Annotated in this window: 25 protein-coding genes; 5 read left to right on the forward strand and 20 right to left on the reverse strand. The window is 69.1% G+C overall.

The window, feature by feature from the left end; genetic code table 11:
- Positions 1–154 precede the first annotated feature (154 nt).
- Entirely contained in the window at positions 155–1,180 is a 1,026-nt protein-coding gene (bioB, locus tag HYZ11_15785) for a biotin synthase BioB (protein MBI3129067.1), read from the forward strand.
- Here bioB and HYZ11_15790 read toward each other — a convergent pair.
- Positions 1,168–2,373: an RtcB family protein gene (locus HYZ11_15790; GenBank protein MBI3129068.1), complete on the reverse strand. Its 1,206-nt coding sequence runs from the start codon at positions 2,371–2,373 to the stop codon at positions 1,168–1,170. The genes bioB and HYZ11_15790 overlap by 13 nt on opposite strands.
- 282 nt (positions 2,374–2,655) lie before the next feature.
- On the opposite strand from HYZ11_15790, the gene HYZ11_15795 reads away from it, so the two are divergent.
- From HYZ11_15795 to HYZ11_15810, 4 genes are all read left to right on the forward strand, one after another.
- Positions 2,656–3,111 carry a VOC family protein gene (locus HYZ11_15795; protein ID MBI3129069.1) on the forward strand — a complete coding sequence of 152 codons (456 nt, stop codon included), beginning with the start codon at positions 2,656–2,658 and terminating at the stop codon, positions 3,109–3,111.
- Between the two features lie 16 nt (positions 3,112–3,127).
- The gene (locus tag HYZ11_15800) at positions 3,128–3,538 is read left to right on the forward strand and encodes a VOC family protein (protein ID MBI3129070.1); all 411 of its coding nucleotides are present in this window, start codon (positions 3,128–3,130) and stop codon (positions 3,536–3,538) included.
- Between the two features lie 600 nt (positions 3,539–4,138).
- Entirely contained in the window at positions 4,139–4,426 is a 288-nt protein-coding gene (locus HYZ11_15805) for a hypothetical protein (GenBank protein ID MBI3129071.1), read from the forward strand.
- A gap of 68 nt (positions 4,427–4,494) precedes the next feature.
- A complete protein-coding gene (locus HYZ11_15810; protein MBI3129072.1) occupies positions 4,495–4,794 on the forward strand; it encodes a hypothetical protein in 300 nt (99 codons plus the stop codon).
- A gap of 352 nt (positions 4,795–5,146) precedes the next feature.
- On the opposite strand, the gene HYZ11_15815 is transcribed toward HYZ11_15810, so the two are convergent.
- From HYZ11_15815 to HYZ11_15905, 19 genes are all read right to left on the reverse strand, one after another.
- A complete protein-coding gene (locus tag HYZ11_15815) occupies positions 5,147–5,872 on the reverse strand; it encodes a tetratricopeptide repeat protein (protein MBI3129073.1) in 726 nt (241 codons plus the stop codon).
- A gap of 212 nt (positions 5,873–6,084) precedes the next feature.
- Positions 6,085–6,540, reverse strand: coding sequence for a MerR family transcriptional regulator (locus tag HYZ11_15820; GenBank protein MBI3129074.1), 456 nt, complete (start codon positions 6,538–6,540; stop codon positions 6,085–6,087).
- A gap of 13 nt (positions 6,541–6,553) precedes the next feature.
- Positions 6,554–7,795 (reverse strand): SPOR domain-containing protein, encoded by a 1,242-nt coding sequence (locus HYZ11_15825; GenBank protein ID MBI3129075.1) that lies wholly within the window; start codon positions 7,793–7,795, stop codon positions 6,554–6,556.
- A 24-nt stretch (positions 7,796–7,819) separates the two neighbouring features.
- Positions 7,820–9,913, reverse strand: coding sequence for an elongation factor G (gene fusA, locus HYZ11_15830; protein ID MBI3129076.1), 2,094 nt, complete (start codon positions 9,911–9,913; stop codon positions 7,820–7,822).
- Between the two features lie 200 nt (positions 9,914–10,113).
- Positions 10,114–11,499: a ribosome biogenesis GTPase Der gene (der, locus tag HYZ11_15835; GenBank protein ID MBI3129077.1), complete on the reverse strand. Its 1,386-nt coding sequence runs from the start codon at positions 11,497–11,499 to the stop codon at positions 10,114–10,116.
- A 19-nt stretch (positions 11,500–11,518) separates the two neighbouring features.
- Positions 11,519–12,832 (reverse strand): N-acetylmuramoyl-L-alanine amidase, encoded by a 1,314-nt coding sequence (locus HYZ11_15840; protein MBI3129078.1) that lies wholly within the window; start codon positions 12,830–12,832, stop codon positions 11,519–11,521.
- 97 nt (positions 12,833–12,929) lie between these two features.
- Positions 12,930–14,186, reverse strand: a complete 1,257-nt coding sequence (locus tag HYZ11_15845) for an adenosylhomocysteinase (GenBank protein ID MBI3129079.1) — start codon at positions 14,184–14,186, stop codon at positions 12,930–12,932.
- 47 nt (positions 14,187–14,233) lie between these two features.
- Positions 14,234–15,415 carry a methionine adenosyltransferase gene (locus HYZ11_15850; GenBank protein ID MBI3129080.1) on the reverse strand — a complete coding sequence of 394 codons (1,182 nt, stop codon included), beginning with the start codon at positions 15,413–15,415 and terminating at the stop codon, positions 14,234–14,236.
- A gap of 24 nt (positions 15,416–15,439) precedes the next feature.
- Positions 15,440–17,224: a phosphoenolpyruvate--protein phosphotransferase gene (gene ptsP, locus HYZ11_15855; GenBank protein ID MBI3129081.1), complete on the reverse strand. Its 1,785-nt coding sequence runs from the start codon at positions 17,222–17,224 to the stop codon at positions 15,440–15,442.
- A complete protein-coding gene (locus tag HYZ11_15860) occupies positions 17,224–17,493 on the reverse strand; it encodes an HPr family phosphocarrier protein (GenBank protein MBI3129082.1) in 270 nt (89 codons plus the stop codon). Before HYZ11_15860 ends, ptsP begins: the two co-directional genes overlap by 1 nt.
- A 1-nt stretch (position 17,494) precedes the next feature.
- Positions 17,495–17,926 (reverse strand): PTS sugar transporter subunit IIA, encoded by a 432-nt coding sequence (locus HYZ11_15865; GenBank protein ID MBI3129083.1) that lies wholly within the window; start codon positions 17,924–17,926, stop codon positions 17,495–17,497.
- Positions 17,923–18,897, reverse strand: coding sequence for an HPr(Ser) kinase/phosphatase (gene hprK / locus HYZ11_15870; GenBank protein ID MBI3129084.1), 975 nt, complete (start codon positions 18,895–18,897; stop codon positions 17,923–17,925). Before hprK ends, HYZ11_15865 begins: the two co-directional genes overlap by 4 nt.
- 185 nt (positions 18,898–19,082) lie before the next feature.
- Positions 19,083–20,546 (reverse strand): RNA polymerase factor sigma-54, encoded by a 1,464-nt coding sequence (gene rpoN / locus HYZ11_15875; GenBank protein MBI3129085.1) that lies wholly within the window; start codon positions 20,544–20,546, stop codon positions 19,083–19,085.
- 28 nt (positions 20,547–20,574) lie between these two features.
- Positions 20,575–21,357, reverse strand: coding sequence for an LPS export ABC transporter ATP-binding protein (gene lptB / locus HYZ11_15880; protein MBI3129086.1), 783 nt, complete (start codon positions 21,355–21,357; stop codon positions 20,575–20,577).
- Entirely contained in the window at positions 21,338–22,018 is a 681-nt protein-coding gene (locus HYZ11_15885) for a hypothetical protein (GenBank protein MBI3129087.1), read from the reverse strand. Before HYZ11_15885 ends, lptB begins: the two co-directional genes overlap by 20 nt.
- Positions 22,015–22,629 carry an LPS export ABC transporter periplasmic protein LptC gene (lptC, locus tag HYZ11_15890; GenBank protein ID MBI3129088.1) on the reverse strand — a complete coding sequence of 205 codons (615 nt, stop codon included), beginning with the start codon at positions 22,627–22,629 and terminating at the stop codon, positions 22,015–22,017. The genes HYZ11_15885 and lptC overlap by 4 nt, the downstream gene beginning before the upstream one ends.
- Before the next feature lie 172 nt (positions 22,630–22,801).
- Positions 22,802–23,215, reverse strand: a complete 414-nt coding sequence (gene tsaE, locus HYZ11_15895) for a tRNA (adenosine(37)-N6)-threonylcarbamoyltransferase complex ATPase subunit type 1 TsaE (GenBank protein ID MBI3129089.1) — start codon at positions 23,213–23,215, stop codon at positions 22,802–22,804.
- Between the two features lie 8 nt (positions 23,216–23,223).
- Positions 23,224–24,795: an NAD(P)H-hydrate dehydratase gene (locus HYZ11_15900; GenBank protein MBI3129090.1), complete on the reverse strand. Its 1,572-nt coding sequence runs from the start codon at positions 24,793–24,795 to the stop codon at positions 23,224–23,226.
- 2 nt (positions 24,796–24,797) lie between these two features.
- Complete coding sequence (locus tag HYZ11_15905; GenBank protein ID MBI3129091.1) at positions 24,798–25,526, reverse strand: pyridoxine 5'-phosphate synthase; 729 nt, start codon at positions 25,524–25,526, stop codon at positions 24,798–24,800.
- Between the last annotated feature and the right edge of the window lie 19 nt (positions 25,527–25,545).

Raw genomic sequence — 25,545 nt, forward strand, 5'->3', positions numbered from 1 at the left:
CTTTAGGGTGGCGGTGCCTGCCACCGCCAGGCGGCTCGCCGCCTGGGCGGGCTCCCTCGGAATGACAATCGTTTGTCCCCCGGTGTTGCCAGGACATGCCCGCCCGCGTAGTGTGAGCTCCGCCCTTGGACGCGGATTGGCGGAGGAGAAACGCATGAACTACCACGGGCTGGCGGAGCGCGCCCTGGCGGGCGGGCGCCCGGCGCGGGAGGAGGGGAGGGCCGTCCTGGCCTCGCCGGACGAGGACCTGCTGGCCCTGCTCGACGCGGCCTTCCGGGTGCGTCGCCGCCATTTCGGCAAGGCCGTCCAGATCCACTACCTCATCAACGCCAAGAGCGGCCTCTGCCCCGAGGACTGCGCCTACTGCTCCCAGTCCGCCGTCTCGGACGCCGAGATCCCCCGCTACGGCCTGGTGGACGACGAGGCCCTGATCGAGGGAGCGGCGCGGGCGGCGGAGGCGGGGTCCCTGCGCTACTGCATCGTCATCAGCGGGCGGGGCCCGACGGATGCCGAGATCGGCCGCCTGTGCTCCGTCGTGGGGCGCATCAAGGAGCGGCACGGCCTCTCCATCTGCTGCTCCCTGGGCCTCCTGGACGGGACCAAGGCCCGGCGCCTGAAGGAGGCGGGGGTGGACCGCCTCAACCACAACCTGAACACGAGCCAGCGCTTCTACGGGCACATCTGCTCGACCCACACCTACGGGGACCGGCTGGAGACCCTCTCGGCGGGGCGCTCGGCGGGCCTGGAGCTCTGCTCGGGCGTCATCTTCGGCCAGGGGGAAGGGGAGGAGGACGTGCTCGACGTCTGCGAGGCCCTCCGCTCCCTCGGGCCCGAGTCCATCCCCGTCAACTTCCTGCACCCCATCCCGGGCACCCCGCTGGAGCGCTTGGCCCATCTCGGGCCCCGCCGCTGCCTCAGGCTCCTCTGCCTGATGCGCTTCTACAACCCCGCCGCGGAGATCCGGGTGGCCGGCGGCCGGGAGGTGCAGCTCCGCGACCTCCAGCCCCTCGCCCTTTACCCGGCCAACTCCATCTTCGTCGAGGGCTACCTCACCACCCCCGGCCAGGGCGCCGCCGCGGCCCGCCGCATGATCGAGGACATGGGGTTCGAGGTGGAGGAGAGGAGCGAGGCGCGGGCGCCCGCTCCGGAGACGAGGGCAGGCGCCGCTCAGTCCTTGTAGTCGTCCCGCACCTCCGGGCCCGCCATGGCCACCCCGATGGGGGTGAGGCGGTGGAGGATCCGCAGGCTGTCGGCATGGTGGGCGAGGACCTCGCCGAGCCTCTTGTAGGCCTGGGGCGCCTCGTCGGTGTCGGCGCCCCGCAGCACGATGCCCCGCTCCTTCACGTAGGCGTTCATCTGCTGGCGGGTGATCTGCCCGCCGGTGCGGTGGAGCTTGCCCCCGCGCCAGCGCTTCTTGCCGGCCGCCTGGGTGCGGCTCATGACCCGGCCCGCCCCGTGGACGGTGGAGCGGATGAGCTTGCGCGCGGCGGGGGTGTCCACCCCCTCGGCGATGACGGCCAGGTCCCCCATGCTCCCCCCGATGAAGCACTTCTGCCCGGGCCAGGCGGGGGTCGCCCCCTTGCGCACCACGAGGAGCTTCTCGCCCCCGTGCTCCTCTTTCCAGGCGAAGTTGTGGTGGTTGTGGATCTCCTCCATGGCCCGCGCGCCCAGGATGTCGAGCACGCGCCGGCAGACGTAGTCGCGCCCGGCGTAGGCGTAGCGGCCGGCGAGCTGCATGGAGGCGTAGTAGTCCTGCCCGAGGGGGGAGTCGAGGGAGAGGACGGTGGCCCGGGCGTGCATGTCCTCCCCGCCGGGCCGGGCGGAGAAGCTCTTGTTGCGGGCCAGGTTGAGGAAGCCGCTGGCGGTCTTGTGCCCGAAGCCGCGCGAGCCGAAGTGGACGCCGATCCAGACCCAGCCCGTCTCGTCCTCGAAGAGGTCCACGTAGTGGTTCCCCGCGCCGATGGTCCCGAGCTGGCAGGCGGCGAGATCCTTGAGCTCCCGGAGGACTTTCACGTCTTTCCAGGTGGGGTCCTCGAAGAGGGCGTGGTCCACGGGGACGGGGTTCCGCCGCCCCATCCCGAACTCGAGGGTGCGGTAGATGGTTTCCATGATGCGGGGGAGGTCGGGGCGGATCTCGTCCGCGCGCAGGTCCGTGCGGACGGCCTTGTTGCCGCAGGCGATGTCGTAGCCCACCCCGCTGGGGCTGATGGCGTTCCGGTAGGCGACAACGCCGCCGATGGGCATGGAGTAGCCCAGGTGGTGGTCCGCGCAGAGGACGCCTGCGGCGGCCTCCTCGTCCGCGAGGCAGATCCGAATCTGGCGCAGGGCACCCTCGTCGACGGGAACGCCCCTGATTTCCAAGGGTTTTTCCATAGAACGCCCCTTCCGATGTTACTTTAGAGAAAAATTCATAAAAGGAATTTCTCTCATGAAGTTCATGATCTTGCGGCTTCGGAGCGGCATTTCGGCGGGCATCTTATGGGTTCCGCCTGATGGCGAAACCCGTTCTTCCCCCACAAGATATGCCGCGCGGCCGACTTTTGCACCCCCCAGAGGCCATCGGGCCCCCGGGGGGCCGGTTGCGGGGCCAGGGGCTCTTTGATAAGAAAACCTAATCCACTCAGCCGGTTCCATGCTCCCGCGGAGGACCATGCCATGCCGACGGCCGAAAGGGCGATCCGGGTGAAGCTCTCCCACGTGGGCATCTACGTGCGGGACATGGAGAAGTCGCTCCGCTGGTACCAGGAGATCCTCGGCCTCAGGCTCTCGGACTACCTCCCGGCCGGGAGCACCCAGGAACCCGCCGCCCCGCACGGCATCTGCTGGCTGCGCTACGACGACCTCCACCACGAGGTGGTGCTCATCCAGCTCCCCCCCGAGGCGCTGAAGGAGGACGGGGCGGGGCGGCCGACCAACCTCCAGCAGGTCGCCTTCCGGCTGCCCGCGGAGTCGGACGTCCAGGCGGCCTACGAGCGGTTCCGGGCGGCCGGGGTGAGCATCGTGACCCCCCCGCGGCGCCAGCGGGTGAGCGGAGGGCTCCAGTTCTATTTCGCGGACCCGGATGGGAACAAGATCGAGCTCTTCAGCTCCACGAACCGCCTTCCGTACTGAGGCAGGAGGCCTTCTCATGGTGAAGGTGGATTCGCTCTCCCACGTCGGGCTCTGGGTCAGGGACCTCGGCCGCTCCGTCCGCTGGTACGAGGAGATGCTCGGCTTCGTCCTGACCGACAGGCTGGGCCCCCTCGTCCAGCTCCCCCCGGAGCGGGCGGGGGAGCCCTTCACGAACGCCGGCAAGGGGGCCCTCCAGCAGATGGCATTCGAGGCCGAAAGCCTCGATGCCCTGCATGCCGCCCACGAGTTCCTGGCCCGGAAGGGGGTCAAAATCCTCCTCCCGCCCATGCGCCAGAAGCAGAGCCCGGGATGGAAGTTCTATTTCGCCGACCCGGACGGCAACAAGCTCGAGATCTACACCGGCATGAAGCGGGTCGCCCCGGACTACGGCCGCCACTACGGCAAATGGCCCGAGGGAGCGGCCTAGCCCCGCCGGGGCCGTTTCGGCCAATTTTCGGCAAACCACGGTCTTCTCTCCCTCCCGAACGTATTTTTATGGGGTCTTTTTCCATCAATTCCCGTTACTTCGCGAGACGGCCCCCGCGCCAAGACGCGGCTCCCGGGCCTCGCCCCCGGAGAAGAACCCCAGGCGGAGCATTCCCGGCGGCCCCTGGACAAGGGGCCCCGGCAAGGCAAGATAACCCGAGGCGGGGGATGGGCCGCCACCGCAATTTCGTGCACTTTCGTGCAGGGGGCCCCAAAGGCATCGGAAACGGCGCGGCCGCCCGGGAAGGGCGGCAGAGGTGGCCGGGCATGTGCGCCTGGAGGCCCGCGCGCGAGGGAAACGGCCCCTCCACGTTATTTTACATAATATATCTTATCATGGTTTCGTGGATTTGGCCGGATTGGCGGGGGCGGACGCGGCGGGCTTGCCGAAGCTGCCCCCCGCGCCCCGGCTGCGCTGGTGTGACCCCGATCTCCCGGATGCCTGTTCTCCTCCGCCGTCCCTGAATCTTTTCCCGGCCTGCCTGTTTCCAAGGGTGCGAGGGAAGCTTCTCCCCGGGCCGCCGATAAGAGGAAGATGGCCATGAAAAAAATGCTTCTGTCGCTTCTCGTCGCCGTTTCTCTCGTGAGCGCCCCGTCGCTTTCTGCCGCCCAACCGGGGGACGCCTCCCCGGCGAAGGCGGAGGACGTGGCCTATGATGCGCTCATTGCCCGCCCCGCCGCCTGGTTCTACCTCGCCACGGGCGTCACGATGTATGTGCCGGCCGCGGTTGTCACCTTCATTGCCGGCAGGGACACACGTTTGCTCACGGAGGAGCTCGTGAACAAACGCTACCGCTACGCCGCCGAAAGACCTTGGGGGCGGTTCTAGAAGTCTCCAGAGAATATCGAGGCGAGTTCCCCTCCGCCTGCCGCCTGGCGGCCCAAGGAGATAGTTCCATGCTGATCGAAACCGAGGGACGTGAAGGACGGACCCCGCTCCGGGCAGGAACTTCCCGGCCGGTTGGGGCCAGTGACATCGCCATCCGAGCCGCGAGCTCCGGCTTTCAGGTGGAGATCCAGGGCTTGGGAACGATTTATCTCTCGAATGAGGAACTGTTCTCCCTCGCATCGGTCGTGGGAGTATGGGTATTCATGCGTGGGGAGGGCCCCGCGGGCATCCTGCCCGCCCGGATAGGCCTCCGGACAGGGAAATCTATCGCGCCGGAGGAACGGTACGGGCTGAGCACCGGGCGGTGAGCCATGAGGCCCGCCGCCGCGATGGTGAAGCGCCTTCCCCGATGGGCTCGTGCGGCCTTCGGAGGCAGGGGCCCGGTATGGCTGGGTTTCATCTGCCTCCTGCATCTCTCGTTCCTGGGGTATAGTTTTTTCCCCCTGGCCGCGCGCAATTGGCGATCGCTGATGTGGATCGCGGCGCCGCTGGGGACGCTCCTCATTTACACCCTGTATTTCTCCTCCTTGTCGTTCTTGGTGCGTGTTCTGCTCCCTTTGTACGCACGCCATGGGAGGAACGGTTTTTCTCAAGATGCCCCGGAGTGGGGCCGGCCACTTCTAGGAAAGCCTGTCGAGGAGCGGGTTCGAGTGGCGCGCCTTATTTCGCCGGTTTTCGTGGTGGGGCGGGCGCCGCTGCGGCGGATGATGTGAGGCGGTTCATTCGCTCCCGGTAGAGCTCGTTCAGGAACGGGCTCTGGGGGAACTTCTGGCTGAATTCCTCAAGGGTCCGGGCAGCCTCCTTCAGGTTCCCCGCCTTCTCCTGGCAGCCCGCGATGGAGAGATAGAGGTCTTCCTGGCTGATGAGGCTGCCCCGGTCCAGGACCTCCCGCCAGACGGCCACGGCCTCCGGGCACTTGCCCTGGGCCTCAAGGACGGCGGCCTGGCCGCGCTGGGCCAGCTCCCGGTCCATGGCGCTGGCGGCCCCGCCGGCCAGGACGATGCGGTACTCCTGCTCGGCGGCCGGAAGCTCGCCCCGCTCGCGGAGCTTCGCGGCCAGCTCGAGCCGGGCCTGGATGCCCGCCCGGGTCTTGGGGTACGCCATGGCCGTGCGGCGCAGGGCCTCGATCTCCTCGGGCCCCTTGGCGTCCTGGGCGAGCATGTAGGAGAGCGCGGCCTTCTCGTGGGACTTGGCGGACCAGTAGCCGTAGGCCCAGAAACCCGCCGCGATGAGGACGGCGGCGCCGGCGCCGGCGGCGACGTGCTTGCCGTGGGACTGGAGCCAGGTCAGGCTCTCGGCGCCGTAGGTCTGGAAGGTGTCGGGCTGCTTGATTTCCTTGCGGACGTTTCTCGCCATGGACTCCACGACCTCGGTTGGTATTTTCACTTGTCATTCTGAATGGAGCGAAGCGACGTGAAGAATCTGCTTCTTGTTTGCGAGATTCTTCGTTGCGCTTGGAATGATCCCTAAGGCAAAAGCAGATTCCTCGCTGCGCTCGGAATGACACCTTGCGGGGCGCCGTTGGATCGCTCCCGCGCCCCCACAATGGCGCCTGAGTTGTAGCCGGGATTCCCGCGCCCGTCAAAGCCCCGGCGGCCTCAGCGGCCGTCCAGGATGTCGAGTATCGCCTGGAGCTCCCTGCGTAGCGCGGCGACGTCGATCGAGGGTCCGGGCGGCTCGGGATGTGCCGCCTCCCCGTTCGACTCCGCCTCGGGCTCGAAGGGGAGCGAGAGGGGGGGGTCGGCGGAAGGCTTCGCGGGGAGCTTCATCCGGGCCGTATCGCCCCTCCCCCCGCGCAGGCGCTGAAGCTGCTTCTTCGCGCCTGCGATGGTGAAGTTCTCCTCGTAGAGGAGTTTCTTGATGGCGAAGATGAGCTCCACGTCCTTGCGCCGGTATATGCGCTGGCCCGATTCGCCCTTCGCCGGGCGCAACATCTTGAACTCGCTCTCCCAATAGCGGAGCACGTGAGGTTTCGTCCCCGTCAGCTCGGCCACTTCGCCGATCTTGAAGAAGAGCTTGTCGGGGATCTGCGACTCCGTCGCGGCCTCGGCCATTGTCTCCTTCCCCCTACCGCCTGGGCTCGGCCACCACGAAGACGCCCTGGAAGCCGGCGCCCACGACGCGCGCGCGCGCGGCGAGCGCCTCCTGGCGGGTGGCGAAGCTGCCCGTGCGGACGGCCCGCAGGCCGGATCCGGCCCGCGGCGCGCCGGGCCGCCGGGCGAGCTCGCCCCGGAAGCCCGCGTCCTCGGCGCGGTCCAGCATCTGGGCCGCGTCCTCGAGATCCCGGAATGAGCCCGCCGCGACGCGCCAGCGCCCGCCGGACTCATAGATGGTCGTCCTCAGGTTCTTTCCCTGGGCTTTGCCGGCCAGGTTCTCGGCCTCATCACGCGAGGCAAAAGAGCCGAGAAAAACCTCGTTCATCGGGCCGCCGGCCCCTCCCCCTCCGCCCGAGACGCGGGCCTCCAGGCCCTTCTCGCGGAGCCGGCTCACGAAGCTCTGCACGCAGCGGTCGGTCCGGCAGGTGGCTACCTGGATGCTGTACGCGCGCGGCCCCGAGGGCTCGGCGCGGCGCGCCTGCCTCTCCCGGGAGGGGCTGGGGCGCGGGGCGGCGGGAGGGCCCGCCTTCGCTCCACCGTTCTGAGGCGGCGCCTGGGCCATCCGGGGGGCGGGCTTCTCGGGGGCGGGCTTGGCCGCCGCCTGGGGGGGGGCAACCTCCCGCGCGGGTTTCCCGTCGGCCGGCATCGCAGGGGGCTTGGCCTGGGCCATCTGCTGGGGAGGCGCCGCCGGCGGCTTGGGGGCCGCGGGGGGCTCCGGCTTGGCCGTCTCTTTCTTCGGGGCCTCGGCCTTCGGAGCCCCCGCCTGGGGAGGCGCCGCGGGCTTGGCGCCCGCCGGGGGCACGCTCGCCGCGGCCGCGGGGGGCTTCTCGCCTTCTTTTCCGGCCTCGCCCGGCTTGGGCGCGGCCTTCCCCTGCTGCTCGGCCTGGACCTGCTCGAGGATGGCGAGCGCCTGCTTGCGTTGTTCGGCCTCGGCCCTCAGCTGGGCGAGCCGCTGCTTGCGGAGGTCCTCGAGCTTCTTCTGGGCCTCCAGACGATCCGCCTCGCGCTTCTTGGAGGGGATCCACCAGAAGGTGTAGCCCGCCCATCCGCCCCCGCCGAGCAGGGCCACGGCGGCCACGCCGATGATGATGTAGCGGATGAGGCCTCCCCCTCCGCCGGCGCGGCGCGGCGGGCGCGCGGCCTCCCCACCCTCCTCGTCGGGTTCCCGTTCCTCACCGTCTTCGTCGAGCAGGTTCACACCCTTCTTGGCCATGTCGCTTCCCTTATCTTCGGGCTGCTATTCGTCGCTGGACTGCGGGGCCCCCGCCGCGGCGATGACTTTTTCGGCGATCTGTCCAGGCACTTCCTCGTAGTGGGAGAACTCCATCGTGAAGTCCCCCCGGTCGGCCGTCATGGAGCGCAGGGCCGGGGCGTAGTTGAGCACCTCGGCCATCGGCACCTGCGCCTTTATGGCCTGCTTGCCCCCGGCGCCGGGAATCATCCCGAGCACCCGGCCCCGGCGGGAGTTGAGGTCGCCGATGATGTCGCCCATGTACTCGTCGGGCACGGTGACCTCGATGTTCATGATGGGCTCGAGCAGGGTGGGCTTGCATTCGAGCATGCCCTTCTTGAAGCCCATCGAGCCGGCGATCTTGAAGGCCATCTCGGAGCTGTCCACGGTGTGGTAGCTGCCGTCGTAGAGGGTGATGCGCAGGTCGGTCACGGGGTAGCCCGCGAGCGAGCCGTTCTCCATGGCCTCGACGATGCCCTTCTCGACGGCGGGGATGTAGGTGCGGGGGATGGACCCGCCCACGATTTTGTCCACGAACTCGAAGCCCTTGCCGCGCGGCAGGGGCTCGATCTCCAGCCATGTGTCGCCGAACTGCCCGCGCCCGCCGGTCTGCTTCTTGTAGCGGCCTTGCACCTTGGTGCGCCCCTTGATGGTTTCCTTGTAGGGAACGCGCGGGGTGCGCATCTCGACCTCGACGCCGTACTTGCGCTTGATGCGCTCGATGGCGACCTCGATGTGCAGGACGCCCAGTCCTGAGAGGAGGAGCTCCTTGGTCTGCGGGTCGCGGCTCACCTGGAGGACGGGGTCCTCCTCGCGGATGCGGCTGAAGGCGGTGCTGAGCTTCTCCTCGTCCCCCTTGGACTTGGGGGCGACCGCGTAGGAGATGGAGGGCGACGGGAACTTGATGGGCGCGAGTTTGAGCGGCGATTTCTCGTCGCAGAGGGTGTCGCCCGTGCGCGTCACCTTGAGCTTGGCCACGGCGGCGATGTCGCCGGGCACCAGTTTGTCCGTCACCGGTTTCTGGCCCTTGCCTTGGATGAAGAGGAGGCCGCCGATGCGCTCCTTCTCGCCTTGGGCCGCGTTCAGCACGGCCGCATCCGGGGCGAGAGTGCCCGACATGACCCGAAAGTAGTTGAGCTTGCCGGCGAAGGGGTCCACCACCGTCTTGAACACGAGAGCGCAGAAGGGCCCGTCCGAATCGGCCTTGAGGGAGAGCTTCTGGTCCTCGGGGCCCTCCGCCTCGGCGGGCCGGCGCTCGGCCGGCGAGGCGCCGAGCATGACCAGGGCGTTCAGCAGGGCGTCCGTGCCGATGTTCTTCATGCCGCAGCCGCAGAAGACGGGGATGAAGGCCCCTTCCAGGATGCCTTTCCGCAGGCCCTTCACGATCTCCTCGGGGGCGAGCTCGCCTCCCTCGAGGTACTTCTCGATGAGGGACTCGTCCGCCTCGGCCGCGCATTCGATGAGCTTGCCCCGGTGCTCCTCGTAGGCGGCCTTGAGGTCGGCGGGGATGGGCTCCTCCGTCCCCTTCCCGTTCCCGTCGGGGGCGTAGGTGTAGGCCTTGCCGGCGAGGAGGTCCACGATGCCCTTGAAATCCTCCCCGCCGCCGATGGGCAGGTGCACCAGGGCGAAGCGCTTCTCGAGGGAGCTCGACGCCGCCTCGACGGCGCGGAAGATGTCGGCCTGGGGATGGTCCATGTGGTTGACGTAGAGGAAGCGGGGGATCCCCTCCGCCTGGGTCCACTCGAAGACCTTCTCGGTCATGACCTTCAGCTCGGAGTGCCCCCGGATGACGATGAGTGCGTTATCCATGGCCCGGATGGCGGCCACCGTGTCCGCGATGAAATTGGAGTAGCCGGGGGTATCGATGAGGTTGACGCGGTGCTTGTCCCAGTCCGCGAAGGCCACCGCGGAGGCGATGGAGGAGGAGCGCTTCACCTCCTCGGGCTCGGAGTCCAGGATGGTCGATCCGGCGTCCACTTTGCCGAGGCGGTCGGTCGAGCCAGAGGTGAAGAGGCAAGCCTCGGCGAGCGACGTTTTTCCGTTGCCGCCTTCACCCAAGAGTCCCACGTTGCGAATCCTGGCGATTTCGTGCGCAGCCATAGACCCAAACCCCCTCCCCGTTCTTGGATGACGCCGATGAAAACCTCCCGATGAATGCCGAAAAGGAATCGCCCGAGGGGCCGGAATTCTTAAAGCGATTTGGAAGAGGGTGCCACGGAAGGCTTGATTTGTCAATTGAATTGGGAAACTTGAAGTAAAATCTTTAAAGCGGATTCTTAGGTTTGGGCAAGCTCCTTTGTCTAGGGTTTTCCGTCCTTTTTCCTTCCCTTCCCTCTCCGCCGCGGCGCGGCCTTCTCCCGCCGGGAGCGGAAGCTCACCCGGATGGGCGTCCCCTCGAAATCGAAGGCCTCTCTCAGGCGGTTCTCGATGTAGCGGCCGTACTGGACGGTGGGGATGGTGGAGACCTGGCTGGTGAAGAGGACGACGTGGGGGGGCGCCACCGAGGCCTGGGTGGCGTAGAGGAACTTGGGCCGCTTGCCCCCCTTCCCCGAGGGGGCCGGGTGGGCCTGGGTCCACTCCCGCACCCGCTGATTGAGGGCCGCGGTGGGCACCCGGCGCCGGTGGGCCGCGCCGAGGCGCCCGATGAGGTCGAACACCCGCTCGCAGCGCTGGCCCGTCAGGGCCGAGACGGAGAGGATGGGGGCGAAGTCCACGTGGACGAGACGGTCCCGGATGTCCTGGGCGGTTTCGTCGAAGGTCCGGGAGTCCTTCTCCACCAGGTCCCACTTGTTGAGGAGGATGGCGCAGGCCTTGCCCGAGTCCACGATATGGCGGGCAATCTGGGCGTCCATCGAGGTGGCGCCCTCGGCCGCGTCCAGGAGGAGGATGACGGCGTCGGCCCGCTCGATGCTCCGGTAGGCCAGGATCATGCTCACCGCCTCGATTTTCAGGTCCCCGATCTTCCCCCGGCGCCGGATGCCGGCCGTGTCGATGAAGCGGTAGAGCGCGTCCCCCCGCCGGCAGAGGGTGTCGATGGGATCCCGGGTGGTCCCCGGCACCGGGCTCACCAGGGTGCGCTCCTCCCCCAACAGGCGGTTGATGAAGGAGGATTTCCCCACGTTGGGCCGCCCCACCACCGCCACCCGGATCTCCCCCGCCCCGGCCGCCTCCTCCTCCGGGGCCTCGGGCGGGAGCCGGGCCAGGACCGCCTCGACCATCTCGGGGACGCCCGTGCCGTGTTCGGCCGAAACCGGGAGCGGCTCTCCCAGTCCCAGGCGGTAGAAGTCCCAGGCCGCCTCCCGGGAGCGCGCGGCGTCGGCTTTGTTCAGCACAAGGAGGACGGGCCTGCCCGCCTCCCGGACCATTTGGGCGATCTGGACGTCCCCCGGCAGGAGGCCCTCGATGCCGTCCACGAGGAAGAGGACCACGTCCCCCTCCTCGATGGCCGAGCGTGCCTGGCGCTCGATGAGGGGGTCGAAGGGGTCGTCTTCCTTCCCGCTGGCCATGCCCCCCGTGTCCACCGCGAGGAAGGCCCGGTCCTCCCACTCCGCCCGGCCGTAGTGGCGGTCGCGGGTGACGCCCGGCTCCGGCCGCACGATGGCCTCCCGGCGTCTCACCAGCCGGTTGAAGAGGGTGGATTTCCCGACGTTGGGCCGGCCGACGATGACGAGGGTGGGGAGCGGCATGGCCTTGTCCAGCGAGCGGCTAGCGGGAGGCGGCGGCGCGGGCCGGACGCCCGGCCCCCGGCCCGGCGGTGCGGACGGGCCCTGCCACGAAGCGTACCACGCCCTCGGCGATCCCCTGAGCGATAGAGTCCCTGAAGGAGGGCTGGAGGCTCCGGCGGGCCTCGGCCGGGTTCGAGATGAAGCCCACCTCGATGAGGATGCTCGGCATCCGCGCCCCCAGCAGGACGTAGAAGGGCCCGCGCTTCACCCCCAGATCGTTTATGCCGCGGTACCGCCGCCCCACCTGCCCCAGGAGGGAGCGGTGAACATCCTCGGCCAGCTCCCGGGACTCGTTCACCTTGGAGCGCAGCATGAGGTCGTAGAGGATCTTCTGGAGGTCGGTCATCTCGGCCAGGGAGACATCGTTCTCGCGGGCCGCGATCTCGAGCGCCCGGTCGGATGAGGCCTCGCTCAGGAGGTAGGTTTCGATGCCGTTGGTGCCGCGCAGGGGCGAGCTGTTCGCGTGAATGGAGATGAAGATGTCCGCGTCGCGGTCGTTCGCCATGGCCGTCCGCCGGTCCAGGGGGATGTAGCTGTCTCCCGCCCGGGTGAGGATGACTTCGTTTCCGGGCAGGGCCCGCCGGAGCGCCCGGGCGGCGCGCTGGGCGAGGTCCAGCACGAAGTTCTTCTCCACGAGGCCGTAGAGCCCAAGGGTGCCCGGGTCCTTCCCGCCGTGCCCGGGGTCCAGCATGATGCGGCCCGTCCCGCCCCGGAAGCGCTCGGCGATGCTCATCTCCTGGCGCCTCCGGGGGGCGGCGGGCGCCCGCGGAGCCGGCGGGAGCGGCGCCCTCGCCTCGGCGGGCGGGGGGGCGGCGGGCCTCTGGAGGGGCGGCGCGGGCGCCGGGGGCACGACGCCCGCGGCCGGAGGAGGCGGGGGCGCGATGCCGCCCCGGAGCTCCACCACGATGCGGTGGGGGTTGGGCAGGGAGAACACCCGCGCCTGGATCTCCCCCTCGCCGAGGTCCACCACCATGCGGAGGGTCTGGCGGTCGGGGCGGCCGAAGCGCACCCCGCGCACCAGGCGCGCCCCGGCCGCGTCCGCGGGGAGGGGCGCCCGGGGGCTCAGGCGCCCGGCGGGGATGTCCAGGTAGAGCCGGGGCGGCCTGGCCAGCCGCCCGTGCTGGAAGCTGAACGTCTCGCGGTCGAGAAGGAGGGTGAGCCGGGCGTAGCCCTCGGTGACGAAGGAGCGCACGGCGGTGACGCTGGGGCCCGGCCGGGCCGCCCCCGCGGGGGAGATGGCCCCCAGCACGGCCAGGACGGCTCCCAGAAGGAGGCACCCCGCCCGCCCGACCACACACCACCCCCCTGCCCTGCCCTTCCCGGCGCAGGACGAAGGCATCCCGGCCCCTGCCATGGCGTCGGCCTCCCGCTGGGCGGAGGGAGTTGGGGGCTCAGGTACCGTGCTGCCAACTCTTTAGATAGCGTTCCTGCTCCGGCGTCAAGATGTCGATTTCGACGCCCATGCTCTTGAGCTTGAGGCGGGCGATCTCCGCGTCGGTCTCGGGCGGGACGGAATAGACCTTTTTCTCCAGGTTCTTGCCGTTCTTTACCAGAAACTCGGCGGCCAGGGCCTGGTTGGCGAAGCTCATGTCCATGACGCTGCTGGGGTGGCCCTCGGCGGTGGCCAGGTTGACGAGGCGGCCGCCGCCGATGACGACGATGCGCCGTCCGTCCGTCATGGCGTACTCGTCCACGAGGGGCCGGATCTCGCGCTTGGACTTGGCCGTCTTCTCGATCCCGGCCACGTCCACCTCGACGTCAAAGTGGCCCGAGTTCGAGATGATGGCGCCGTCCTTCATGAGCTTGACGTGCTCGAGCCGCACCACGCTCGTGTCTCCCGTCACGGTGCAGAAGAAATCGCCGATCTTCGCGGCCTCGGCCATGGGCATGACCCGGTAGCCGTCCATGAGGGCCTCGAGCGCCCGAAGGGGATCCACCTCGGTGACGACGACGTTCGCGCCCATCCCCCGGGCCCGGCTGGCCAGGCCCTTCCCGCACCAGCCGTAGCCGGAAACGACGAAGACGGAGCCCGCGAGGAGGCGGTTCGTGGCCCGGATGATGCCGTCGATGGTGCTCTGGCCGGTGCCGTAGCGGTTGTCGAAGAAGTGCTTGGTGTTCGCGTCGTTGACCGCGATGACGGGAAAGCGCAGCACCCCCTCCTCCGCCATGGCCCGCAGCCGGATGACGCCGGTGGTCGTCTCCTCGGTGCTCCCCACGATACCGGGGATAAGGTCGGCGCGCTTGGTCAGGATCTCGGTGACGAGGTCGGCCCCGTCGTCCATCGTGATGTGGGGCTTGCTGTCGAGCACGGCGCGCAGATGCTTGTAGTACGTGTCGCGGTCCTCGCCCTTGATGGCGAAGACGGGGATGTTCTCGTTCACCACCAGGGAGGCGGCCAGGTCGTCCTGGGTGGAGAGGGGGTTCGAGGCGCAGAGCGTCACCTCGGCGCCCCCGGCCACCAGGGTCTTCATCAGCATTCCGGTTTCGGTCGTGACGTGGAGGCAGGCCCCGATGCGGATGCCCTTGAGGGGCTTTTCCTTCTCGAAGCGCCGCCGGATCAGGTCGAGGACCTGCATGCTCCGGGCGGCCCATTCCATGCGCAGTGCGCCCCCCCCGGCCAGGTTGCGGTCTTTGACGTCGAAATTCATTGTCTCTCCGTCGATGCGCTCGAATGTGCGGGCGGTTGAATGGATGCTCAGGCCCCGGCCGCCGTCTTCAGGTCCTTGACCTTGTCCGTCTTCTCCCAGGAGAAATCGGGCAGCTCGCGGCCGAAGTGGCCGTAGGCCGCGGTCTTCTTGTAGATCGGACGCCGGAGATTGAGGCCCTCGATGATCTCCCGGGGCTTGAGGCCGAACACCTCACGCACGGCCTTGGCGATCTTCTTCTCGTCCGCCTTGCCCGTGCCGAACGTTTCCACGAGGACCGAGACGGGGTCGGCCACCCCGATGGCGTAGGCGAGCTGCACCTCGGCCTTCTCGGCCAGGCCGGCCGCCACGATGTTCTTGGCGATGTAGCGGGCCATGTAGGCGGCCGAGCGGTCCACCTTCGTCGGGTCCTTGCCCGAGAAGGCCCCGCCGCCGTGGCGGCTGTAGCCCCCGTAGGTGTCCACGATGATCTTCCGGCCGGTGAGCCCGGTGTCGCCCATGGGTCCGCCGGTGACGAAGCGGCCCGTCGGGTTCACGTAGAAGGTCGTGCTCCTGGTGATCATCCCGCCGGGCACGGTGGGGAGGACGATATGCTTGATGATGTCCTCGCGGATCTGCTCGAGGTCCACCTCCGGGGCGTGCTGGGCCGAGATGACGACGTTCTCGATGGCGACGGGCCTGCCCTTCTCGTAGCGCACCGAAACCTGGCTCTTGCTGTCGGGCCGGAGATAGGGGAGCGTGCCGTTCCGGCGCATCTGGGAGGCCTGCTCCACCAGCCTGTGGGCCAGCATGATGGGCAGGGGCATGAGCTCCTTCGTCTCATTGCAGGCGAAGCCGAACATCATACCCTGATCGCCCGCCCCCTGCTCCCTGAAGAGCCCCTCGCCCTCCGTCACGCCCTGCGAGATGTCGGGCGACTGCCGGTTCAGCGCCGTGACGACGGCGCAGGTGTTGCAGTCGAATCCGTAGGCCGCGTTGTCGTAGCCGATCTCGCGGATGGTGTCGCGGGCGATGTCGCGGGCCTCGTAGCGGGCTGTCGTGGTGATCTCGCCGGCCACGAAGATGATGCCCGTCGTGATAAGGCACTCGCACGCCACGCGCCCATTGGGGTCTTGGCTGAAGATCGCGTCCAGCACGGCGTCGCTCACCTGGTCGCAGATCTTGTCGGGGTGTCCTTCCGAGACGGACTCCGAGGTGAAGATGAAGTCAGCCGCGGCGTGGTTGGAGCTCATCACTTCCTCCCGATGGGTGTAGGTTCAAACCGCCGGCCGGACGGCGGGGTTGCCCCGGCCCGATCCGCGCCGCTTTCCGCTCATCACCGCCCGGACCTCCTGGGCGGACCCGCATTCCCGCATGGCCGCCGCCAGCTCTTCCGCCTGGGCGAGCGTGGAGCGGCCGATGGCCCGCCGGACGGCCGGGACCTTGGACAGGGCCATGCTCAGGCTCCTGAAGCCGAGGCCCACGAGGTATAGCGCACTCTTGGGGTCTCCCGCCAGTTCCCCGCAGACGGCGGCGGGGATGTCGCGCTCCCGGGCCGCCTGGGCCACCCCGTGGAGGAGGCGGATGACGGCCGGATGGAGGGGTTCGTAGCGCTCCGCCACCCCCTTGTTGGCGCGGTCGACGGCCAGGGTGTACTGGGTGAGATCGTTGGTGCCGACGGCCAGAAAATCCGCATGGCGGGCCAAATGGTCGGCGCAGAGGGCGGCGGCGGGAGTTTCGATCAGGATGCCTTGCCGGATGGCTTCGTTGAAGGGCTTGCCCTCCTCCCGGAGTCCCGCCTTGACTTCCTCGAGGACGGCCTGGACCTCGCGCACCTCTTCCATGGAGGAAATCATCGGATACATGAACGCCAAGTCCCCCTCGGACGATGCCCGCAGGATGGCCCGGAGCTGGCGCTTGAAGAGGGCGGGATATTCGAGGCTGAAGCGGATGCCCCGCACCCCCAGGGCCGGATTCTTCTCCGTCTCCCCGCGCTTGTCCGGGGGGAACCCCAGCGGAAAGCCCCGGTCGCCGCCCAGGTCCATGGTGCGGATGATCGCCGTGTTCGGCTGGGCGACCCGCGCCACGCGCAGGTAGCAGTGGTACTGTTCCTCCTCGCTCGGCAGGTCGCGCCGGTTGAAATAGAGCCACTCGCTCCGGTAGAGGCCCACCCCGTCCGTCCCGGCGAGCGGCAGGATGTCCAGCTCCTGGTTGTTGGCGATGTTGGCCAGGATGGTTACCCGCACGCCGTCCCGGGTGGCCGCGGGCCGCGGGAGGTAGACCTTCTGCTCCTCCAGGGCCTCCTGCAGGGCCTCCTGCGCGGAGCTCAGGCGGCTCTCGTAGACCGCCGCCTCCTCCTCCGCCGGATTGAGGAGCACGGCCCCTGCCCTCCCGTCCACGAGCAGGCGGTCGCCGGTGGAGATTCGCCGGGTCGCGTCCCCGGCGCCCACCACCGCGGGGATGCCCAGCGCCTGGGCCATGATGGCGGTGTGGGAGGTGTACCCGCCCAGGTCGGTGACGAAGCCGAGGATTTTCCCGCCCGAGAGCGCCGCGACATCGGCCGGGGTCAGATCGTGGGCGACCAGGATGGCCGGCTCGGCGGGCTCCCGGCCAGCCCCGGCGGCGCTTTCATCGAGGTGGCGGAGGATGCGCTCGCCCGCGTGGCCGATGTCCAGCCGCCGGTCCCGGAAGTAAGGGTCCTCCATCGACTCGAAGAACTTGGCGAAATGGTCGACGGCACCCTGAATGGCCCACTCGGCGTTCAGGCGCTCTTCCTGGATGCGCCGGCGCGCCTCCCCGATGAGCATCTCGTCCCTCAGGAGGAGGCGCCCCAGGTCCAGGATGTAGAGGTGGGAGGGCCCCAGCCGGTCGCTGGCCGCCTGGCGGATGGCCTCGATCTCTGCGGAAGCCGCCTCGATGGCCCGGGCCAGGCGGGCGATCTCCTCCTCCGCCCCCGCGGCGGGGACGGGCCGCAGCGCCCCCGGCGATGCGAGGGTTGAGGCCACCCAGGCCCGGCCGGTGACGATGCCCCCGGAGGCGCCGACGCCTTCGATGCGTTCCATCACTTCTCCTCGCCGAAGCGGTTGGCGACGAGTTCCGCGAGCCGGGCCACGGCGGCGTCGGCCGCCGGGCCCTCGGCCCGGATCCGGATGTCCGTCCCCTTGCGGGCGGCGAGCATCATGACGCCCATGATGCTCTTTCCGTCCACCTCTATGCCCTGGGAGGAGACGAAGATGTCGCAGTCGAAGGTGGTGGAGAGGCGGACGAAGGCCGCCGCCGCCCGGGCGTGGAGCCCCAGCTGATTGGAAATGGTGGCCGTCGTGGCGGGCATGCTAGCTCTCTTTGCGCTCCTGGGCCGGCTCGCGCTTGAGCGAGCGCAGCATCTCGCTCGGCTGCGCGAGGTTCTTCCGGCCGTATTCCACCAGGAAGCGGGCGGCCTCCTGGACCGTCTTCCCCTTGATGAAGGGGACCTTGAGGAGCATCGGGAGGTTGACGCCGGTGACCACCTCCACGTCCTGCCGGTTGAGCATGGCCAGCGCGGCGTTGGTCGGCGTCCCTCCCATCATGTCGGTCATCACGATGATGCCCTCGCCCGAGTCCACCTCCCGCACGGCGCGCTCGATCTCCTCGGTGAAGAAGGCGGGGTCACCGTCCGGGCGGAGGCATACGGCGCGCATCTGGGTCGCGCCGGAGAGGACGGACGAAGCCGTCTCGAGCATCGCCTCCGGGAGGCCGCCGTGTCCGACGATGACGAGGCCGATCATACGCCCTTCCCGCCCTCTCTGTCTCCCGCGGGATGCCGCAGGCTTTCCGTGGCGATTTGGGCGGTGAGGCTCCGGCTGAATTCCTCGGCCGAGAAGAAGCCCATCCGCTGGAGCAGGAGGTTCCGGGCGGCGACTTCGATGAGGGTGGGGATGTTCCGGCCGGGGGCCACCGGGATGCGGACCAGGGGGAGGTCCCGGCCGAGGATCTCGCGCATCTGGAGGTCGATCCCCAGGCGCTCGAAGGGGGTGTCCGGGCTCCACGGGACGAGCTCGACGAGCAGTTCGACGTTCTTCTCGTAGCGGATGGCCACCACGCCGAAGAGGTCCTTCAGGTTCAGGATGCCCAGGCCCCGCACCTCGATGTGGTGCTTGAGCAGGTCGGTGCTGCGGCCGACGAGATCGGGGCCGCGAAGCTGGATATCCACCACGTCGTCGGCCACCAGGCGGTGGCCCCGGGTGACGAGGTGGAGCGCGCACTCGCTTTTGCCGATCCCGCTCCGGCCCTGGATGAGGACCCCCACGCCGTACAGGTCCACCAGGACGCCGTGGAGGCGGGCGTGGGGCGAGAGATGATTCTCCAGGTAGGACTGGAGCCGGGGCAGCACCTCGCTCCCCGGCAGGGGCGAGCGCAGCAGGGGGAGGTGCTCCTGGTCCGCCACCTCCACCACGCGGGAGGGGATGTAGCCTCCCCCCATCGCCAGCACCGTGCACACCGGGAGGCGGAAGAAGCGGCTCACCGCCCGGTCCAGGGCCTCGGGGGCCATGCTGTTCAGGTAATGGATCTCGGTGTTGCCCCAGATCTGGACCCGGTCGGTGTGCAACTCCTCCAGGAAGCCGGCGAGCGGGAGCCCGTTTTTCTGGTAACGGGTGTGGCGGATGGCCCGGCCGAGCCCCGCCTTGCCGGCGAGAAGCTCGAGGCCCAGATCCTCGCGCAGGTCCTCGAGAAGCTGAGCGATCGAAAGCTGGCTCATGCCCGTCTCTTTCTCCCGAGCCCGCGGCATCGCGTCCGCGAAAGCTCCCGGGCTAGGTCCATCCAGCCTGCCGGAAAATTTAAATCACCATGTATTATGTGTTACAACAACAGGTTAGGACATGAAACTCAAAGTATCTCTTCATGTTGCCGCCTCGTGAATTCTCGTTGGATTCGGCGGTGGAGTCAACGGGAATTCTTCGGGGCGAAATGGCGCCTCCGGCCTGCGGACGCCAGTCTCATCTCCTTGCGGTATTTCGTCACGGTCCGGCGGGCAATCAGGACCTGCGCTTCACGGAGCTTTTCCACGATCTGCTGGTCGGTCAGAGGGTGGCCTTTGTCTTCGGCCTCCACGATCTTCTTGATTTTGTCCTTCACGGCGACCGAGGAGGCGCTGTTCCCGTCGGCGGATGCGAGGCCGCTGTGAAAGAAGTACTTGAAGGGGAAAACGCCCCGGGGCGTCTCCATGTACTTGCCCGTCGTCACCCGACTCACGGTGGACTCGTGCATCTCGATGTCCTCGGCCACGTCCCGCAGCACGAGGGGCCGGAGGTGGCTCACCCCATGGTCCAGGAAGTCGCGCTGGAAGGCGACGATGCTGCGCGACACCTTGAGAATGGTCTGGCGGCGCTGCTCGATGCTCTTGAGGAACCAGACCGCCGCCCGCACGCGCTCCTCGATGAACCGGCGGGCGTCGGTGGGGGTGCCCTCCCGGTCCCCGGCCATCTGGGTGTAGAAGTGGCTCAGGCGGAGGGGCGGGAGGCCGTCGTCGTTCAGCACGACGTCGTAGTCCTCGCCCCGCCGGATCACCGTCACGTCCGGGACGACCACCTCCACCCGCTGGTCCGAGAAGCGTTCGCCCGGCTTCGGGGTCAGCCGCCGGATGAGGCGCATGGCCTCCTGGATGTCCTCCGCCCCGACGCCCACCTGACGCGCCAGGCGGGCGTGGTGGCGCTCCTCCAGCATCTCCAGATGGTTCCGGACGAGCTCCTGGGCCAGCTCCAGGGCCTCGGGCCCCGGCACGCCGTTCCGCCCCAGGCCGCGGAGCTGCAGGAGCAGGCATTCGCGCAGGTCCCGGGCCGCCACCCCGGGCGGGTCGAACTCCTGGACGAGAGCGAGCGCCTTCTCTGCCTCCTGGGCCCCCAGGCCCTGCGAGGCCGCGAGCTCCTGCGGGTCCGCCTGGAGATACCCCGCCTCGTCCAGGTTTCCGATGATCTGTTCGGCCAGGCGGCGGATGGGAGCGGGCGCCTGGGTGACCTGGAGTTGCCACACCAGGTGCTCGTGCAGGGTCTCGGGCTGCGAGAGGGTCTGCTCGTAGGAGGGGAAATCCTCCCCGTCCGGGGCCGGCCCTGCCTGGCTCCGGAGCCCGTAGTCGTCCTGGACGATGTTCTCCCAGTCGATTTCGACCTCGCCTCGCTCGTCCGTCTCGGTGGAGGGCACCTCTTCCGGAGCCTCGGGCATCTCGCCGTCGGCCACCTCCTTCACCTCGTCCAGGGCCTCCTCGAGTGCGGGATTGTCCATGAGCTGCTGCTGCACCTCGAGCTGGAGCTCCTGGCGGTTCAGGTGCAGCATGCTGATGGCCTGCTGCAGCATGGCCGTCATGACCAGGCGCTGCTGGGTCTGGAGCGTCATGCGGGGCTGCAGGGACATGGCTTGAATCTCCGGCCTCCCGGGCGGGCTAGAGGCGGAAGCTTTCTCCCAGGTAGATGTGGCGGGCGCGCTCGCTGGAGGCGATCTTCAGCGGGTCGCCCGCTTCGAGGATTTTCCCCTCGCTGATGATGTAGGCCCGGTCCGCGATCTGGAGGGCCTCTCGCACGTTGTGGTCCGTGAGAAGGATGCCGATGCCCCGCTCCCGCAGGCCTCGGACGATGGTCTGGATGTCGTTGACGACAATGGGGTCGATCCCGGCGAAGGGCTCGTCCAGCAGGATGTAGGTGGGCGATGTCGCGAGCGCGCGGGCAATCTCCACCCGCCGCCGCTCCCCTCCCGAGAGGGCGTAGCCCTTGGTTTTCCGGATTTGGGCGATGTTGAGGTCCGCGAGCAGCTCCTCCGCCCTTTCCCGGCGGCCGGCGGACGTGCCGGGCATGAGCTCAAGGACGGCGAGGATGTTCTCCTCGACCGAGAGGCGCCGGAAGACGGAGGCCTCCTGGGGAAGGTAGCTCACCCCCATCCGCGCGCGCTTGTACATCGGGACGCCCGTGATGGGCTCCTGATCGAGAATCACCTCTCCGCCCTCGGGGACGATGAGGCCGACGATCATGTAGAAGATGGTCGTCTTCCCGGCGCCGTTTGGGCCGAGCAGCCCCACGATCTCGCCCGGACGGACGTCGAGATCCACCCCGTCAACGACCCGGCGTCCGGAGAAGCTTTTCGCCAGGCCGCGCGCGGCGAGGATCCGGCCCCCGTAGCCGTTGGCGTCCGGTGCGGATAGTGGCGCGGCGTTATTTCTTCTGCGGAGCATTGGTTCCCTTCGCTGGCGGGCGTTTTCCGTCGGATGGCGCCGGACGCTCCTCCTCCGGATGAAGCGTCACGTTCACCCGGCGGTTCGTGGATCCGTGGACCACCGTGCGGTCTTCCTTCAGAAACAGCTCGATCTTGTCGCCGATCACCTGATTCTGCCCCTCCCAGGCGCGCGGATTGCCCGTGAGGACGCCGATGCCCGTCTCCTCGACGTAGTCGAGCCGCTCGCCCGAGGCGAACTTCGTCCGCGTCTGGTTGATCAGCACGTTGCCCGTCGCGATGATCCGTTCGACCTGCCCCGTGGGGTCCTGGCCGTCCGCATCGTTTCCGGGGCGCCCGCCGCGGCCGGGCGCCTGGGCGCGCGCGGCGGGCGGATCGATCGTCCCGTCGCCATCCTTCTCCCGCTTTTTGACGTACACCTCCAGGCGATCGGACTGGATGATCATCTCCCCCTGCACCGCCTTCACTTTTCCGATGAAGATGACGAGGTTCTTCTGGTTGAAGGCCTCCATCCGGTCGGCGGTGATGTGGATCGGTTCTTTCTTCTTCTCGCCGCCGGCGGAGTTCCGGGAGCCCGTGGCGCCGCCCGGCGCGGGCGCGGCCCCGGCCGGCCCCGCGGCGAGGACGAGGGCGGCCGCGAGGAGGAGCGCGGGCGTTTTCACGGCTTTTCCTCCGCGGCCGGAGGGGCGAGGACGCCGGCGGCCGGGGGCGGCCCCTGCGCCTCGGTGATGACCGCCCGCACCTTCTCGAGCAGGACGTAGTGCCCGGTCTCGGTGTTTCCCTTCAGCCCTACGCCCGTCAGGTGAAACGTGCTTCCGTTGAGGACGATGAGGTCCTCCGAGTCCACGCGGTGCTCCTGTGGGTCGTACCGCAGGGAATCGGTCCGCAGCGTGACGCCGTCCGAGGTGCGGATAACGACGTCGCCCGAGACGGTGACGTTCCGCCGCTGGTTCCCCATCACGCCCCGGCGGGCGGAGATGTCGGTCGGCTTCCCATCCCTGGAGTAGAGGCGCATGCGGAGGTCCTGGAGGTGGGTTTCGTCCTTTTTGCGGTAGACCAGGGCCGTCTCGGCCCACATCTCCCATTCCTTGCGGCCCTGGTTGTTCTGGACCATGTGTGCCTGGTCGATGCGCAGGTCGGCGTCCGTCCCCAGGACGGTGACGCGGCCGACCTCGATCCGGGGCATGGTGCGTACGAGATAGAAGGCCATCGTGCCCCCCAGAAGGACCACCATGGCCAGGAGAGACCAGCGGAGCGCATTGCGAGAGATCATGGGAAACACGGGCCCCCGCGGTGAACGCCGGCGGCGGTACCGGCGCGGATTTCCGAGAGAAATAAGGCATACTTCGGTATGCCTTCCAAGCCATGCAAGTTTAATGCCGCGGGTAGGATGCCATACGGGCGGGGGTGTGTAAAGAGGAAACGTCCCCCCCCGGGAAAGGGCGTCAGGCCCGCTCGATCGCGACCCGCCTCCGGCCGGCTGGAAGGACCTCGATCCGCACCGCGGTCCGGACCGGATAGCGCTCGGCCTCCAGGCGGTTCGGCCACTCGATGAGGGTGACCCCCTCCTCCATCCATTCGTCCAGGCCGAGGTCGAGGGGGTCGAGCCCGGGAGGCAGGCGGTAGAGGTCGGCGTGGAGGATGGGGGGGACCGTGGGGTGGTGCTGGAAGAACACGAACGTGGGGCTTCGGACGGGCCTTCCCTCCCCGCCCGGCAGGGCGCGGATGAGGCCCCGGGCGAAGACGCTCTTCCCGGCCCCCACGTCCCCGTAGAGGAGCACCACCTCGCCCGGCCGCAGCGCCCGGGCCAGCTCGGCCCCCAGGCGCTCCGTCTCCTCCGGCGAGGACGTCTCCCGCACCCGGAGGCTCAGGGCGCGATCTCCTCCGCCCGCTCCAGCGTCCGGCGCCGGGCCCGCGGGATCTGGGGGAGCAGATCGGTCGCCGTGACGCCCACCTCGCCCAGCCCCTCGGCGGCCAGCTCGCCGGCGACTCCATGGAGATAGACCCCCGCGATCAGCGCGCTCTCGGGCGGCAGCCCCTGGGCGAGCAGCCCGCCGACCACCCCCGAAAGCACGTCGCCTGAGCCCGCTGTGGCCAGGGCGGCGTTCCCGGTCGGATTGAGCCAGGCTTGGCCCTCGGGCGTCGCGACGACGGTGCCCCATCCTTTGAGGGCGAGGTGCGCCTGGTGCCGCGTGGCGAAGGTGATGGCGGCGCCGATCCGGTCCGCCTGTACCTCGGCGGTGGAGAGGCCGGCCAGCCGGGCCATCTCGCCAGGATGGGGTGTGAGGATGAGGTCGGCCCGGGGGCCGTCCAGCACGGTCAGGTCCTGGGAGAGCGCGTTCAGCGCGTCCGCGTCGAGGAGGAGAGGTCCCTCCACGTGCTGGATGAGGCGCTGGACGAGCTCCACCGTCCTGGGATGAGTGGAGATGCCGGGACCCAGCACCATGGCGCTCATCCGGGCCGCCTTCTCGAGGATGAGGTCGAAGCCGGCCGGATCCAGCACCCCTCCCGGGCCGGCCGGAAGAGCAAGGCAGATGACCTCGGGGGGGCCCGCCTCCACCGCATAGGCGAGGGGTTCCGGCACGGCCAGCGTGACCAGGCCCGCCCCCGCGCGCAGCCCCGCCATGGAGGCCATCAGGGCGGCCCCCATCATGCCGGCCGATCCGGCCACGATGAAAAGCTGCCCGCCATCGCCCTTGTGGGCGTCCCGCCTCCGTCCCGGGAGGAGATCGACCACGTCGCGGGCCTCGGTGAGGCACAGGGGGATGCCCTCCTCCGCCACGCAGGCCTCGGGGATTCCGATGTCGAGCAGCACCACCTCCCCCACATGCTCCGCCGCCGGCATCAGCAGATGGCCCCGCTTGAGCAGGGCGAAGGTGAGCGTGAGCCGGGCCGTCAAGAACGGAGGCTCGGCGCGGCCGGTCGTGCCGTCGATCCCGGAGGGGATGTCTACCGCCGCGATGGGCGCAGGGACGCGGGAGAGCGCCTCCAGGGCCTCGCCCACGAGCCCCCGGGCCGGCGGGGTGAAGCCCGTCCCGAGAATCGCATCCACGACGAGGTCGCTCTCCGCCGCGGCCTCCCGAAGGCGGCCCGCCTCCCCGGGGGAAATCCCCTCGACGGGCGCCTCCATCTTGCGGAGGACGCTCAGGAACAAGCCGGGATCGCCCGCGGCTTCATCGGGAGGGAACAGGGTCATCACCCGCACCTGGGCGCCGCGGTTGATGAGGTGGCGGGCGATGACGAAGCCGTCCCCGCCGTTGTTCCCCTTGCCCGAGACGACGAGGATGCGCAGGCCCGGGCGGCCGAAGCGCCGCCAGATGGCATCCGCCGAGCGGGCGCCCGCCGTCTCCATCAGGCACGCCGAGGGGATGTCGAAGGATTCGATGGCCCGCGCGTCCACCCGGGCCATCTCTCGGGCCGTCGCCACGGGCAGGGCCATGCTTAGCCCCTCCCGGCCTGCGCGATCAACTCCGCCATCTCGCGCACGGCCCGCTCGAAGCCCACGAAGACGGCGTGGGACACGATGCTGTGCCCGATGTTCAGCTCCTCCAGGCGGGGAAGCGCCGCGACCGGCTCGGTGTTCAGGTAGGTGAGGCCGTGCCCGGCGTGGACGCCCAGGCCCAGGCCGTGGGCACGCTCGGCCGCCTCGCGCAGGGTTTCGAGCTCCCGCTTCCGCCCGGCCGGGGTCTTGGCCTCGGCGTAGGCCGCCGTGTTGAGCTCGACGAAGTCCGCCCCCAGCTCCCGGGCGGCGGCGAGCTGTTGGGGCCGGGGATCGATGAACAGGCTCAGGGCGATGCCCGCCTGCCGCAGCGGGCCGACGGTCTCCGCCAGCCGCCCGGCCTGCCCCGCCGCGTCGAGCCCGCCCTCGGTGGTGATCTCCTGGCGGCGCTCGGGGACGAGGGTGGCCTGGTCCGGCCGGATCTCGAGGGCGATGGAGCGCATCTCGTCCACCGCGGCCATCTCCAGGTTGAGCTTTCCCCGCACGACCTGGCGCAGGATGCGCAGGTCGCGGTCCTGGATGTGGCGGCGGTCCTCGCGGAGATGGACGGTGACGCCGGCCGCGCCGGAGCGCTCGGCAATCAGGGCGGCGGCGACGGGATCTGGCTCATTGGTCCGGCGGGCCTGGCGGATGGTAGCGACGTGGTCGACGTTCACGCACAGCCTGGCCATCGGGTTCCCGTTCTCTTGA

This window comes from Candidatus Tectomicrobia bacterium (assembly GCA_016192135.1).
Lineage (GTDB): Bacteria > UBA8248 > UBA8248 > UBA8248 > UBA8248 > 2-12-FULL-69-37.

Excerpts from the sequence above, each read along its gene's own strand:
- bioB (MBI3129067.1), top strand. The coding sequence starts at position 155 with ATGAACTACCACGGGCTGGCGGAGCGCGCCCTGGCGGGCGGGCGCCCG.
- HYZ11_15790 (MBI3129068.1), bottom strand. The coding sequence starts at position 2,373 with ATGGAAAAACCCTTGGAAATCAGGGGCGTTCCCGTCGACGAGGGTGCC.
- HYZ11_15795 (MBI3129069.1), top strand. The coding sequence starts at position 2,656 with ATGCCGACGGCCGAAAGGGCGATCCGGGTGAAGCTCTCCCACGTGGGC.
- HYZ11_15800 (MBI3129070.1), top strand. The coding sequence starts at position 3,128 with ATGGTGAAGGTGGATTCGCTCTCCCACGTCGGGCTCTGGGTCAGGGAC.
- HYZ11_15805 (MBI3129071.1), top strand. The coding sequence starts at position 4,139 with ATGAAAAAAATGCTTCTGTCGCTTCTCGTCGCCGTTTCTCTCGTGAGC.
- HYZ11_15810 (MBI3129072.1), top strand. The coding sequence starts at position 4,495 with ATGCTGATCGAAACCGAGGGACGTGAAGGACGGACCCCGCTCCGGGCA.
- HYZ11_15820 (MBI3129074.1), bottom strand. The coding sequence starts at position 6,540 with ATGGCCGAGGCCGCGACGGAGTCGCAGATCCCCGACAAGCTCTTCTTC.
- HYZ11_15825 (MBI3129075.1), bottom strand. The coding sequence starts at position 7,795 with ATGGCCAAGAAGGGTGTGAACCTGCTCGACGAAGACGGTGAGGAACGG.
- fusA (MBI3129076.1), bottom strand. The coding sequence starts at position 9,913 with ATGGCTGCGCACGAAATCGCCAGGATTCGCAACGTGGGACTCTTGGGT.
- der (MBI3129077.1), bottom strand. The coding sequence starts at position 11,499 with ATGCCGCTCCCCACCCTCGTCATCGTCGGCCGGCCCAACGTCGGGAAA.
- HYZ11_15845 (MBI3129079.1), bottom strand. The coding sequence starts at position 14,186 with ATGAATTTCGACGTCAAAGACCGCAACCTGGCCGGGGGGGGCGCACTG.
- HYZ11_15850 (MBI3129080.1), bottom strand. The coding sequence starts at position 15,415 with ATGAGCTCCAACCACGCCGCGGCTGACTTCATCTTCACCTCGGAGTCC.
- ptsP (MBI3129081.1), bottom strand. The coding sequence starts at position 17,224 with ATGGAACGCATCGAAGGCGTCGGCGCCTCCGGGGGCATCGTCACCGGC.
- HYZ11_15860 (MBI3129082.1), bottom strand. The coding sequence starts at position 17,493 with ATGCCCGCCACGACGGCCACCATTTCCAATCAGCTGGGGCTCCACGCC.
- HYZ11_15865 (MBI3129083.1), bottom strand. The coding sequence starts at position 17,926 with ATGATCGGCCTCGTCATCGTCGGACACGGCGGCCTCCCGGAGGCGATG.
- hprK (MBI3129084.1), bottom strand. The coding sequence starts at position 18,897 with ATGAGCCAGCTTTCGATCGCTCAGCTTCTCGAGGACCTGCGCGAGGAT.
- rpoN (MBI3129085.1), bottom strand. The coding sequence starts at position 20,546 with ATGTCCCTGCAGCCCCGCATGACGCTCCAGACCCAGCAGCGCCTGGTC.
- lptB (MBI3129086.1), bottom strand. The coding sequence starts at position 21,357 with ATGCTCCGCAGAAGAAATAACGCCGCGCCACTATCCGCACCGGACGCC.
- lptC (MBI3129088.1), bottom strand. The coding sequence starts at position 22,629 with ATGATCTCTCGCAATGCGCTCCGCTGGTCTCTCCTGGCCATGGTGGTC.
- HYZ11_15900 (MBI3129090.1), bottom strand. The coding sequence starts at position 24,795 with ATGGCCCTGCCCGTGGCGACGGCCCGAGAGATGGCCCGGGTGGACGCG.
- HYZ11_15905 (MBI3129091.1), bottom strand. The coding sequence starts at position 25,526 with ATGGCCAGGCTGTGCGTGAACGTCGACCACGTCGCTACCATCCGCCAG.